Source organism: Cohnella sp. 56, from assembly GCF_037963805.1.
Lineage (GTDB): Bacteria > Bacillota > Bacilli > Paenibacillales > Paenibacillaceae > Cohnella.
Genome location: NZ_JAZDQE010000001.1, coordinates 325,769 through 337,664 on the forward strand (window position 1 = coordinate 325,769; position 11,896 = coordinate 337,664).

The window sequence follows — 11,896 nt, forward strand, 5'->3', positions numbered from 1 at the left end:
GCGCCCGCGCTGAGGCTGGGGGCCCGGAGGAGAGCCGGGGGCTTGGCGTCCGGAGAGACGCGGGGGCGTAGTGCCCGTGGCGACAGCGGCGACGCCGGCGGTCATGTTGGCGGTGATATGCCGTCGGTGACGCTGGAGGTGGATGCGCGGCTTTGCGCAACGGCGCGGAGCGATACGAAGTGGTGCGCCGCTAAGGCGGTGGCTTAAAAAGCCTGCATCCGTGCAGGCTTTCGGTCCACTTCTGCCGTCGCTTGCCGTAAAGCCTGCAAATCGACATCTATTTACGCCTCGGCACCCCGAATAGGGGCGGAGAAGCGGGAAAAGCCTGCAGATTTGCATCCTTTATTGTGCGGAGAAGTCTGCTGCTCGAGATAAAGATGCATATTCGCAGGCTTTTGCTTTCCACTAACTGGTTTGTCTGCCTGTCAACTCGCTGAAGGAGGAAAAAAACGAATATGAGTATCGAATACGGTCAAATGACGGAGGAGCAGGTGCTGCAGCGACTGCTCGACGCCGATACGCTGCCGGAGCGCACGGTGCTGCTCGAACGGCTCGGCATTCCGGTGAAAATCCGCGGCCTCACGGGCAAGCAGGTATTCGGCATCCGTGAACGCTGCACGGAGCGCAAGGAGAAGCGCGGCCAGACGATCGAACGTCTTGACGAGGAGCTGTTCAACGTATCGCTCATCGCCGCGGCGACCGTGACCCCCGCCTGGGGCGACGGCAAGCTGCTGTCCAAGTACAGCGCGAGCAGTGCCGAGGAAGTCGTCAAGCGCATCCTGCTCGCGGGCGAGCTGTCCGCGCTCGGCGATGTCGTGCTCGACCTGTCCGGCTTCAACACGGAGCTTGAAGACGTAAAAAACTGATCGCTTCCGGGGCGCTGGCCGGCATGCTCCATGCCATCTGGGTCCGGCATCATTTGCGCCCCGGACAGTTCTGGCTGCTTCCCCGGGGGGAGCAGCTTTTTTTGATGGCAAGCATGGAGCTGGAGCTCGCAGCCGAGCGGGCGCAGAACGGCGGGAAAGGAGGTTGAACATCGTATGGCGGACAAAAACGCATTGCCTTACGACTATATTATCAATGCCGACGGGCTGAAAGAAAGCGTGTCCCTGCTGCGTACGATCGACCGGTATGTGGAAGGCATCCAGCGCCGTGTCGAACGGCTGTCACGGATGCGGGTCGTGATTCCGGTGAGGCTGAGCGACTGCTTGTGCGAGCCGATCAAGCGGATTCGGACGCATCTGGAGATGCTGACGAAGAAGGATTGGCGTATCCGCATGCAGGCCAGTCTGACGGAAAAGATGAAGGCAGCTATGAAAGTGTCGGTCAAAACCGTGGTCAACACGGTGGTGAATACGAGCGTCAACGTGAATGTGCGCGTATCGGCGGTCGCTGTGGCGGCGGCCGGATCCGGAGCGGGTGGCGGCGGAGGGACGCCGGACAAGGATAAGGACAAGTCCTTCTGGGGGCGCGTGCTCGATTATATCAAGGACCTGGGCAAGGATATTCTTAACGAATACAAGGACCGTCTCAAAACGTGGTCGGTCAGCATGATTGATAAAGGCATAAAGGCGCTATCCGGCATTCCCGGCATGGGTTGGCTTAAAATACTGCTTCCCGAGGAAAAAGAAGAGGAAGGCAAAGATAAAATCACCGTGAAGGTCAATTGTATTTGCCGATGCAAATGCAATGGAACCGGCTATGGCGGCGGCGATCGGGGTCGCGGTCGCGGCAGGCGAGGGAGCCGGGGCGGCCGTGGAGGTCGTGGAGCTGGCGGACGAGGCGGACGTGCCGGCGGAGCGAGAGGGCTGCTCGGACGTGCGATCGGCGGTGTGGGCAAAGCGCTCGGAGGCCTGGTGCGCGTCATCGGCAAAGGTCTGATCGTCAAGACGCTGCTGGGTGGCGGCAAAGCGCTGGCGGGAAAAGCGTTGAGCGCCGGTAGAGGTATCGCGTCCAAGGCACTTGCTGCCGGTAAAAACACGGCCGGAAAAGTGCTGGACAAAGGGAAGGCCGCAGTCGGCCAAGTCGTTGGCAAAGGCAGGCAGCTGGCGGGCCAGGCGCTGGACAAAGGCCGCGCGGTCGCGGGCCGTGCGGCAGGCGCGGTGAAGAGTGCCGCGGGAGCTGCAAGGCGAGCGGCGGGCAGCGCTGTGAGCGCAGGGCGGCAGACGGCCAGTCAACTGTGGAACGGCGGCAAGGAGCTGGCGGGCCAGGCGCTGGACAAAGGCCGCGCGGTCGCGGGCCGTGCGGCAGGCGCGGTGAAGAGTGCCGCGGGAGCTGCAAGGCGAGCGGCGGGCAGCGCTGTGAATGCTGGCCGTCAGGCGGCCGGCCGGCTGTGGAACGGCGGCAAGGAGCTGGCGGGCCAGGCGCTGGACAAGGGCAGGGCGGTCGCGGGCCGTGCGGCAGGCGCGGTAAAGAGTGCCGCGGGAGCTGCAAGGCGAGCGGCGGGCAGCGCCGTGAACGCGGGCCGTCAGACGGCCGGCCGACTGTGGAACGGCGGCAAGGAGCTGGCGGGCCAGGCGCTGGGCAAAGGCCGCGCGGTTGCGAGCCGTGCGGCAGGCGCGGCGAAGAGTGCCGCGGGCAATGCCGCGTATGCCGGGAAGTCGTTGTTCGGCAAACTCGGCAATGTGGGCCGAGCGGTGGCGGGAGAAGCGGCCGAGTTGGGCAATCTCCCGAAGTCCGGAAAAGCTCTCAAAGGCTTAATGAAAGTAGGCAAGCTTGGCGGCAAGCTGCTGCGCCCGCTAGGGATAGTCGCGGATGTGGCGAGCATCGCAACGGCCAAAAACGGAGATGAGCGCTCTCGCGCAATCGGCAGTGCGGCAGGCGGCTGGGCCGGAGCTACGAGCGGGGCTGCTATGGGTGCGGCTATCGGATCAGTAATTCCGGGCCTCGGCACGGCTGTCGGCGGTTTGCTCGGCGGCGCAATCGGCGGCTTGGGCGGCAGCGCCGTCGGAGAACGACTCGGCTCTTTTGCCAATAAGGCGCTAGGTATGTTCACAGGAAAAAGAAAGAAAAAGAAAAACGACGCTTCGCAGACGGACGGTTCCGACAATGCCGGAGCTTCGTCAACGGGCCTATCCGGTATGAGCGCCGGCATTCAAGCCTCGATGAGCGCCAGTACCGCCGTGTCATCGTCCATTAAGGCGAATGCTATGACGAACGCCCAAACTAATCTGCTATCCTCGATGGCTCTAAGCGCCTCCCTGGGCCTGGGCGTTTCCGACATTCGTCAGTTAAGCAAGTCGCTTTCTCCTGCGGGGACGCCGCTGCTTTCCTTACCCAAACCGCAAATTCCTGTATATTCGGCGGATGCTCTACCTGCCGCGGGAAAAGGTATGCCTCCGCAGGCGCCGGCCATTAACATCAACATCCCCGCAGGCGCCGTCCAGCTCACGGTCAAAGAAACCGACATCGACTACAATGCGATCTCGGCGCAGGTTAGCGCCAAGCTCACGGCCTCGATCCGGCAGACGCTGGAGAATCGGCCTTAACATAGATACCGCACGGCGGAAGGAGGAGCAGCGTGGAATTTTACCTGATCGACGCGTCGGGCAAGGACAAGTTCCAATTCCCCGTTAACCCGGAGGAGGTCTCGATTCGGCGCGAAAAGCAGCTTGAGACCGTCAATATCTTATCTCTCGGCGAAGTGGATCTCCCGCAGGCGGAGAAGATCAAGGAGATTTCTTTCTCTTCCTTCTTCCCTGCGGACGAGGACCCGATCGGTTCAATGAATTTGCTCACGACCTATATGGTCAGCAAGAAGCCGGTCCGCCTCCTGATCACGGGGGCGGGCATCAACATTCTGGGGCTTATCTCCTCGCATGCGACGAGCTTGCGGGGCGGCGAGCCGGGCGACATTTACTATGACATCACGATTCGAACCTGGCGGGAGCCGAAGGTCAGGAAGCAGGCCGCAAGCGCCGCTCCCCGCACGGATACGAAGCCGGTGCCGAAAACCTATACGGTCCGTCAGGGCGACACGCTTTATGCCATAGCCAAGCTTGAGCTTGGCAATAGCGCCAGATGGCGCGACATTTACACGAAAAACAAAGCCTTGATCGGCAGCGACCCGAATCTGATCCGGCCCGGGCAGAAGCTGGTGATGCCATGAGCTACGAGGTCGTATTGGACGGCAAATATTATCTGGGCGATCTGGTGGAAGAGATCACGCTGGAGGACTCGCTGGAGGAGATCGCCTACCGGGCGAATATTCGTCTCTCGGTGCAGTCCGGGATGCCGCTCATCGCACCGGGTCAGGACATTCGCATATCGGGCATTCCGTATGGCGGCCAGTCGATGGCTTACTTGCTGCATCCCGCGATGGTGTGGGAATGCGAGAGCGAGCATACGGGGGGCAGCGGCAAACATCTGAACGTCACGGCCTATGACCGGACGCTGTATCTGTCGAAGTCGGAGGACGAGCGGCTGATGCCGGGAGGACAGACGGCGGCGGAGCGGCTGGCGTCGTACGCGGCGGGCTGGAACATCCCGCTGGGTGCGCTGCCGGATACGAAAATCAAGCTGAAGCGCAGCGTCAAGCGCAGCCAGTCGATTTTCAGCATGATTCTGGAGGACATCAAGGAGACGGCCAGCAAGGGCGGCGACCTGTACAGGCCGAGGATGACACCCGCCGGTCTGACGCTCGTCAAGCTGGGCGGCAATGCGCAGGTGTGGCAGCTCGAGTCGCTGGAGTCGATCACGCAGAAGCGGACTCTGGAGGGCGCGGTCACGCAGGTGAAGGTGCTCGGCAACGAGGGCAGCGAGACGAAGCTGTCGCCGGTGCTGGCGATCGTCAAGGGCGAGGTCGACAAGTACGGCACGCTGCAAAAGGTGCTGCAGGACTGCGCGATCGAGACGCCGGCACAGGCGCGCAAGGCTGCGGAGCCGCTGCTGCTCGGCTTGCAGGAGACGCTGTCGGTGACAGCGCTCGATGTCAATCTGATTCGTGCCGGGGATCTGGTCGATCTGGAAGGACAGCGGCTGTATGTAACATCGGTGCGGCATCAACTGGGCGCTCCGGGCCATATGCAATTGGAGCTGGCGCATGAAGCGAAGGTGAGGAGGGATTGGTGTGGCTGATCCTTACAAGCAGTTGGCGGCGGCTCTGGAGAGCCGGATGAACAAGGTGGCGGCCCAGAAGGTGGCGGGTGTGCCTGCCGAATTGGGAACGATGACCGGCGCCGGCCTCAAGCTGGATTCCTTTAAATATGAGATGCCGGACTATCTGATGGCGGAAGGATTGCTGTTATTGCCGGGGGATCGGGTATTGGCAGTGCCTGTCGCGGGTGGCAGTCAGGCGGTCGTCGTATGCAGGGTGGTGATTGGAAATGGCTGATTTATTTCCGGCGGCAATGATTGCGGCAGATGAACTGCTGGCGGATGTAGCAACTTCGAGCGTAGCGTTCGGCCGCAGTTGGCGGTTCGACTTCGATGCGGGAGAGTTCGTGCTGACGCCGACCGGCCGGATCGCCGGTGCCGAGGACACGGATGCCTGGCTGGAGTGGTGTCGCAAGGCGCTCGCTACGGAACGCTATCGTCATCTCGTGTACTCGAGGCTGTACGGTCAGGAGTTTGAGTCGCTGATCGGGCTCGGTCTGTCCAGGGCGGCGGTCGAGAGCGAGCTGGCGCGTATCGCGTCGGAGACGCTGCTGGCCGATCCGCGCACGGCGCGTGTCGGCGCGTTTTCGTTTGTCTGGCAGCGGGACGCTTGCAGCTTCGAATGCCAGGTCACGAGCGTGCGGGACGAGACGGGAACTATACAGGGAAGTGTGGTGAGCTTGTGATGACGGCGTTGCCGGATTATTTGACGGAGCAACAGGAAGACAGCATACGAGCGCGGATGCTGGCGCGAATCCCGGCCGACGTGGACAAGACGGAGGGCTCCTATATATGGGATGCGCTGGCTCCGGCAGCCTATGAGCTGTATCAGTCGGCGGAGTGGGCGCAGGAGGTGCTGCGGCGCGGCTTCGCGGCGACGACATTTGGCGCTTATCTGGATTTGCGCTGCGGCGAGCACGGGCTCGAACGGCGGCCCGCAGAGCGGGCGACGGGCAGCGTGACATTCTCCGGCGCCGCAGGTATCGTCGTGCCCGCCGGAACCCGCGTAGCGACGGCGGCGGATGCCGTGACCTCGACGCCGTCGGTAGAGTTCGAGACGCTGGCGGCGGTGACGCTAGGGGGAACGGGGCAAGCCGAAGTGCTCGTCGCGGCCGTCGAGCCGGGCGTCTCGGGCAATATCGCTGCCGGTGCGATCGCAGTGCTGGTCGAGGCGGTGCCCGGTGTGACAGGCATTGCGAATACCGCGGCTATTGCGGGCGGGGCCGATATCGAGAGCGACGAATCGCTGCTCGAGCGCTATCTGCTCAAGGTGCGCAACCCGGGCACAAGCGGCAACCGGGCGGATTACTTCCAATGGGCGCTGGCGGTGGACGGCGTCGGCGGCGCGCAGGTGCATCCGCTGTGGAACGGTCCCGGCACCGTCAAGGTGTACTTGCTGGACAAAGCCAAGCGTGCGGCTTCGTCGGCGCTCGTCGCGGCCGTACAGGCGGATATCGCGCCCGGCGCGGCCGGAGCCGGAGCAGGCAAGGCGCCGATTGGCGCCAGCGTGACGATCGCCGCAGCGACCGAGGTGCCGATCGGCATCAGTGTGAAGCTGACGCTGCGCAGCGGCTGGACGCTGGCGCAGGCGACGAACGGCATTCGGGAGGCGCTGACTGAATATTTGCAGACGCTCGCCTTTACCGATAATGTCGTGCGTTACTCCCGTGTGAACAGTCTGCTGCTCGACGTGCCGGCCATCGTGGACTTGAGCAATCTGACAGTTAACGGCGGAGTCGCCAATGTAACAGTGTCGATCGGCCAGGTCGCGGTGCCCGGGACGGTGAACGCCAGTGTCTGAGGCGGTGACGATGACAAGCTCGCTGGGACCGGAGATGCTCGGATTTCTGCCGGGCTACTACGCGTCCTCCCGTGTGATGAGATCCCTTCTGGATGCCGAAGGGATGGAGCTTGATGAACTACGGCAGGCGCTGGATGAGACGCTGGCGCAGTTTTTTGTCGATACGGCGACATGGGGGCTGGAGCGGTGGGAGCGGGATCTCGATATTGCGACGGACACGTCCAAGCCGCTCGATCAGCGCCGCAGTTTGGTCAAGTCCAAGCTGCGAGGCACCGGCACGGTGACGGTTGCGCTCATGCGCAGCGTAGCCGAATCGTTCGTTAACGGGGCGATCGAGGTGACCCAGCAGCCGGCGCTGTACCGCGTGACGGTGCGTTTCGTAGATACGCTGGGGCTGCCGCCTAACATGGACGATATCAAGGCCGCGCTGGAGGCGATCGTGCCTGCGCATCTGGCGGTCACTTATTCTTTCAGATATTTAACGATTAACGAGGTTAACGGGCAGACAATTAACCAAATGCAAGCTCATTCGCTGACGGACTTCGCGCCGTTTTTGGATGCATGAGAGGAAAGGAGCGGGCTGACGCATGGCTTTGTTTACAAGCATACTGAACTTGCTGAAAAAGAACCCGGCTACGGACGGCGCGGATACGTTCAATATCCAGACGATGCTGAACGATAACTGGGACAAAATCGACGCCGCCATGGCACTCAAGGCGATCAATGGCAGCGTGCGCGCTGCGACTACGAACAACACGACCTTGTCCGGCCTGCAAACGGTAGACGGCGTATCGCTGGCCGCAGGGGATCGCGTGCTGGTTAAAAACCAGACGACGGGCAGCCAGAACGGTATCTACATCGCGGCGACCGGAGCCTGGACGCGTGCTGCGGACGCAGACTCCTCCGCCAAGCTGACAGCCGGGCTGCTGGTGTATGTGCGCGAAGGGACGCTGAACGGCGGAAAAGGCTTCGTGCTGAGCACCGTCGGCACCGTCACGCTCGGCACGACCGCGCTGACGTTCACGATGCTGCAGGCGCCGCTGGACGCTGCCGGCACGGCCTCGACTGCCGTTGTGCGGGACGGTGCGGGTCGTGCTCAGGTTGCTGCGCCTTCGGCAGCCGCGGATATTGCGCGCAAGGATACGGTGGATGCGGCGATTGCGACGGCCGCCGCCGATGCGACGAGCAAGGCGAATGCCGCGCAGTCTGCGGCGACCAGTGCGGCCGCGACGGACGCTGCGAGCAAGGCGAATGCGGTGCAGGCGAACCTGGCTGCGCATATCGGCACTGGCGGTACGTCGCACGCTGCGGCTACGACCTCGGCAGCCGGCTTCATGAGTGCTGCCGACAAGAGCAAGCTGGACGGCGTCACCGCGGGAGCGGGCGGAGCGGGGACGGCTACGGATACGGTGATCGGGAGCCGAACCATCAGCGATACGTCGACGCCGACCGGCGACAGCGGGACGGTGACGACGCTGTTCGGTTGGCTGGCGAACATGATTAAGGCGATTACTGGCAAAACGAGCTGGCGAACGGCGCCCGCTACGACGCTGGAGGCAGCCAAGTCGCATATGGATGCGACTGTGGCTCACGGCGCCGTATCTGCGCCGACTGCGTCGACGATGATGGTTCGCGACAGCGCCGGCCGTGCCCAGGTTGCGGCGCCTTCGGCCTCGGCGGATATTGCACGCAAGGATACGGTGGACGCCGCTATATCGACGGCCGCTGCTGATGCGACGAGCAAGGCAAACGCTGCGCAGTCTGCGGCGATCAGTGCAGCTGCCACGGACGCTGCGACGAAGGCGAATGTGGTGCAGGCCAACTTGACCGCGCATATTGGAACCGGTGGTACGTCGCACGCTGCGGCTACAACTTCCGTGGGGGGCTTCATGAGCGCGGCCGACAAGAGCAAGCTGGACAGCGTCACCACTGGAGCCGGCGGAGCGGGTACTGCTACGGATGCGGTGATCGGGAACCGAACCATCAGCGACACGACTGCGCCGACCGGCGATAGCGGCACGGTAACGACGCTGTTTGGTTGGCTGGCTAATATGATTAAGGCGATTACGGGCGGCGCGACCTGGCGGACGGTGCCTGTGAAGTCGCTCGCAGCGTTGAACACTGAAAAAGCGCCGCTCGCGTCGCCGACGTTCTCGGGCATACCGAGCGCGCCGACGGCTGCAGTCGATACGAATAATACGCAGATTGCAACGACGGCGTTTGTTAAGGCTCAGGGCTATCTTCCCGGCACACCTGACGGCCTGACGTTACCCGATGGACAAGGGATTAAGACTCTTAACAATGTGGCGGGAACCGATGGCTTCGGGTTAATCCAAGCGGGAGGCACGCTGCAAATTGGAGATACGACGAATACGGCTATTGTGAGACTGCGGAGTACGTCGAGCCCGCAATATACCGATGGCGTCACGACGTACGCTCTCTTCACAGCGAAAAACTTTACTGCCGCATCGCAGGCGGAAGCTGAATCCGGGGCTGCCGTGAATAAATATATGACACCTGTCCTAACAGCCCAAGCCATCGCTGCTCAGACAAATGCCAAAGTAGACTATATTCGACAACCGGGCTACGGCACAACTGCCGGTAGCGCCAACACCTACACGCTTGCACTGTCTCCAGGGCTTGCGGCTTACGCAGAGGGCGTCTCCGTCGCGATCAAGATTCACGCGGCCAATACAGGCGCATCGACGTTAAATGTAAACGGGCTGGGCGCAAAGAGCATCCTCACTTCAAAGGGGGCCGCTCTTACATCTGGTAAGTTCGTTACCAACGGCGTTTATACGCTGCGTTATAACGGTTCAGCTTTTATCTTACAGGGTGAAGGGGGGGAGTATGGTACTGCGGCCGCCAGTCAGGTACTGACGGGGTACACCATCGGTATCGATGCCGGAATCGTATCCGGCTCTATGCCTAACAACGGTACGATATCGATCACACCAGGAGCATCGGCGCAGACGATCCCGGCGGGTTATACGAGTGGCGGCACCGTGGCCGGCGTTTCGTTTGACCCATATAAGGTGCTCGCGGGGGTGATGATTGCGGGGACTACGGGCATGATGCCCGCTCGAGCCAACGACCAGAACTCTGGTATTCGTTGGGCAGACGGGAACGGTCTCTTGTCCGTAGGGTTCCCAACCGGCGCCTATCTGAACGACAGTGGATTCGGCGCCGGCTGGGCTTCCGCTGCCGCCTCAGACCCGAACTTCGTGGCCGCGAACATTCGCAGCGGAGTGTCGATATTCGGCGTGGCGGGATCGGTGATCGCAGGTAAACCTTACGCCAACGGGTCCATCCAAATACTGACCTCGGGTAGGGGACAGGTAAGCGGGCTTTCATTTACACCAAGACTTGTAATCATGGAAATACCAAACACAACTTATGGCGGTAGATACATCTACCACGCAGACACCAGTTATCCAAGTTACAACACATTCGGCTCTTATTTTGATGGGGGCAAAATGTCGTCCGATCCAAGCTGGACTATAACGAGCGATGGATTCTCGGGACAAACAGGCTTCGCGAGAAGCATGATGAACTGGTGGGCATTTGCTTAAGAATAGGAGGCAATAAGTATGAATATAGGGAGAAGGGTTTACTTCGACAAGCTAACCGGCGATATCGTTCAGGACACGGGTGATCGTTCAGGCAGCGTCGTCGAGACGACAGTCGAGCAGGACTTCGAGGTATTCCAAGCGCTGAAGGAGCGCGACCCGGAAACGGTCGGCATGCTTCAGTTGGAGTATGGCGAGTTCGCCGAAGACTTTATGGCCGCAAATGGATATCGGGTAGACGTAAGTAGCGAGCATCCGTCGCTGCTTTTTTCGTACCCTGATCCGGCACAACCTGAGGAACTGCCCGTTTATCGCCCTCCGCTGTCGCGGCAGGTAGCGGAGCAAGAACGGCGGCTCGCCGACGTTGAGCTGGTACTGGCCGATTTGCTCACGGGGGGGGATGTTTGATATGGCAATGGCTATGTACAAGACCTGCGTGATCGCTAACGCTTGCATTACGCGCTACAACGGCGGCGAGCGTGAGATAGAAGATATTGTCGGCAGCTACAATCTATCTGCTGAGGATCGCGACCTCGTGGAGGCGGAGATTTACGCCAAGCGACCGGACATCAAAATAGGGGAGAACGATTCAGATGACATGGGTATCGGGAATTAGCGAAGATGGCGCCCGCAAAACGAGTGCTAAAGGGGAATGGATGCGGGGAGTATATCTCAACACCGATACGGTCACGCCTAAAAAGGTTTACGGCGTAAGCCACGTACCGAATAGGGTCGATTACCAGTCGTATCCCTTGTTCTTGCCGGAATGGTACACCTCGAAATGAGCGTACCCGCTAACACTCGCTCTCAGGACTTGACGCTCAACGGAAATGCTTTGGGCGTTTACGTGGAGAACGGGAACTTCGGAACCTTTAACACAACGGAGAAATATGGCCGGGGCATTCTGATCCTGCCGACCGACGAGCTAACGTTGCATTACCAACACGAGCGGAAGCGAACAGGATATCGGATGTAAGCTTTATGTCTGAGAATATGATATATAGGCTCCGCTGCAGCGGAATCTTATTTATTGGGATTGGAGGTGGTCGAGCTGGGAGAGTCAGACATTCAAACCGAGATCCTGCAGCGCCTCACCCGTGTCGAGACGAAGCTGGACTTGCAGCTCGACGCCCGCGACAAGGCAGGTGAGGCGTTGGAGTCGGCCAAGTCGGCGCATTACAGACTGGACGAGAATTGCAAGCGGCTGGACGAGGTCGAGACGCATTACGATCACGAGATTCGCCTGCTGAATGCGCGCGTGGAGGCGGAGACCACTTCACTCATTGCGCGGATCGAAGCGGAATCGAGAGCGGCGTCGGATCGTCTCAAGGCGGAGCAGCATGAGCGCAAGGCCGATCGCCACTGGCTGATCGGCATCATGTTCACGGCCGGCAGCCTGATCGTCGCGGCCATCAAATTATTTTAGGAGGAC

12 protein-coding genes are annotated in these 11,896 nt (G+C 61.0%); all 12 read left to right on the top strand.

Going from position 1 to position 11,896, the window contains the following annotated elements; genetic code table 11:
* Positions 1-455: 455 nt before the first annotated feature.
* The 12 genes from VQ071_RS01435 to VQ071_RS01490 all read left to right on the top strand — a co-directional run bounded on the left by VQ071_RS01435 (position 456) and on the right by VQ071_RS01490 (position 11,890).
* The gene (locus VQ071_RS01435) at positions 456-866 is read left to right on the top strand and encodes a phage tail assembly chaperone (protein ID WP_340512052.1); all 411 of its coding nucleotides are present in this window, start codon (positions 456-458) and stop codon (positions 864-866) included.
* A gap of 174 nt (positions 867-1,040) precedes the next feature.
* Complete coding sequence (locus VQ071_RS01440; RefSeq protein ID WP_340512053.1) at positions 1,041-3,488, top strand: hypothetical protein; 2,448 nt, start codon at positions 1,041-1,043, stop codon at positions 3,486-3,488.
* 32 nt (positions 3,489-3,520) lie between these two features.
* Positions 3,521-4,108, top strand: a complete 588-nt coding sequence (locus VQ071_RS01445) for a LysM peptidoglycan-binding domain-containing protein (RefSeq protein ID WP_340512054.1) — start codon at positions 3,521-3,523, stop codon at positions 4,106-4,108.
* Positions 4,105-5,076, top strand: coding sequence for an XkdQ/YqbQ family protein (locus VQ071_RS01450; RefSeq protein ID WP_340512055.1), 972 nt, complete (start codon positions 4,105-4,107; stop codon positions 5,074-5,076). Before VQ071_RS01445 ends, VQ071_RS01450 begins: the two co-directional genes overlap by 4 nt.
* Positions 5,069-5,332, top strand: coding sequence for a hypothetical protein (locus VQ071_RS01455; RefSeq protein ID WP_445293245.1), 264 nt, complete (start codon positions 5,069-5,071; stop codon positions 5,330-5,332). Before VQ071_RS01450 ends, VQ071_RS01455 begins: the two co-directional genes overlap by 8 nt.
* Positions 5,325-5,780, top strand: a complete 456-nt coding sequence (locus VQ071_RS01460; protein WP_340512056.1) for a DUF2634 domain-containing protein — start codon at positions 5,325-5,327, stop codon at positions 5,778-5,780. The genes VQ071_RS01455 and VQ071_RS01460 overlap by 8 nt, the downstream gene beginning before the upstream one ends.
* Positions 5,780-6,895, top strand: a complete 1,116-nt coding sequence (locus VQ071_RS01465) for a baseplate J/gp47 family protein (protein WP_340512373.1) — start codon at positions 5,780-5,782, stop codon at positions 6,893-6,895. The genes VQ071_RS01460 and VQ071_RS01465 overlap by 1 nt, the downstream gene beginning before the upstream one ends.
* Before the next feature lie 10 nt (positions 6,896-6,905).
* Positions 6,906-7,460 (top strand): YmfQ family protein, encoded by a 555-nt coding sequence (locus VQ071_RS01470; RefSeq protein WP_340512057.1) that lies wholly within the window; start codon positions 6,906-6,908, stop codon positions 7,458-7,460.
* A gap of 22 nt (positions 7,461-7,482) precedes the next feature.
* Positions 7,483-10,467, top strand: coding sequence for a hypothetical protein (locus VQ071_RS01475; protein ID WP_340512058.1), 2,985 nt, complete (start codon positions 7,483-7,485; stop codon positions 10,465-10,467).
* A gap of 18 nt (positions 10,468-10,485) precedes the next feature.
* On the top strand, positions 10,486-10,872 hold the full coding sequence (locus VQ071_RS01480) for a hypothetical protein (RefSeq protein WP_340512059.1): 387 nt from the start codon (positions 10,486-10,488) through the stop codon (positions 10,870-10,872).
* Between the two features lies 1 nt (position 10,873).
* Positions 10,874-11,080 carry a hypothetical protein gene (locus VQ071_RS01485; protein WP_340512060.1) on the top strand — a complete coding sequence of 69 codons (207 nt, stop codon included), beginning with the start codon at positions 10,874-10,876 and terminating at the stop codon, positions 11,078-11,080.
* Between the two features lie 414 nt (positions 11,081-11,494).
* The gene (locus tag VQ071_RS01490; protein WP_340512061.1) at positions 11,495-11,890 is read left to right on the top strand and encodes a hypothetical protein; all 396 of its coding nucleotides are present in this window, start codon (positions 11,495-11,497) and stop codon (positions 11,888-11,890) included.
* Positions 11,891-11,896: the final 6 nt, after the last annotated feature.

Excerpts from the sequence above, each read along its gene's own strand:
- VQ071_RS01470 (WP_340512057.1), top strand. The coding sequence starts at position 6,906 with ATGACAAGCTCGCTGGGACCGGAGATGCTCGGATTTCTGCCGGGCTAC.
- VQ071_RS01465 (WP_340512373.1), top strand. The coding sequence starts at position 5,780 with ATGACGGCGTTGCCGGATTATTTGACGGAGCAACAGGAAGACAGCATA.
- VQ071_RS01450 (WP_340512055.1), top strand. The coding sequence starts at position 4,105 with ATGAGCTACGAGGTCGTATTGGACGGCAAATATTATCTGGGCGATCTG.
- VQ071_RS01435 (WP_340512052.1), top strand. The coding sequence starts at position 456 with ATGAGTATCGAATACGGTCAAATGACGGAGGAGCAGGTGCTGCAGCGA.
- VQ071_RS01475 (WP_340512058.1), top strand. The coding sequence starts at position 7,483 with ATGGCTTTGTTTACAAGCATACTGAACTTGCTGAAAAAGAACCCGGCT.
- VQ071_RS01460 (WP_340512056.1), top strand. The coding sequence starts at position 5,325 with ATGGCTGATTTATTTCCGGCGGCAATGATTGCGGCAGATGAACTGCTG.
- VQ071_RS01440 (WP_340512053.1), top strand. The coding sequence starts at position 1,041 with ATGGCGGACAAAAACGCATTGCCTTACGACTATATTATCAATGCCGAC.
- VQ071_RS01480 (WP_340512059.1), top strand. The coding sequence starts at position 10,486 with ATGAATATAGGGAGAAGGGTTTACTTCGACAAGCTAACCGGCGATATC.
- VQ071_RS01485 (WP_340512060.1), top strand. The coding sequence starts at position 10,874 with ATGGCAATGGCTATGTACAAGACCTGCGTGATCGCTAACGCTTGCATT.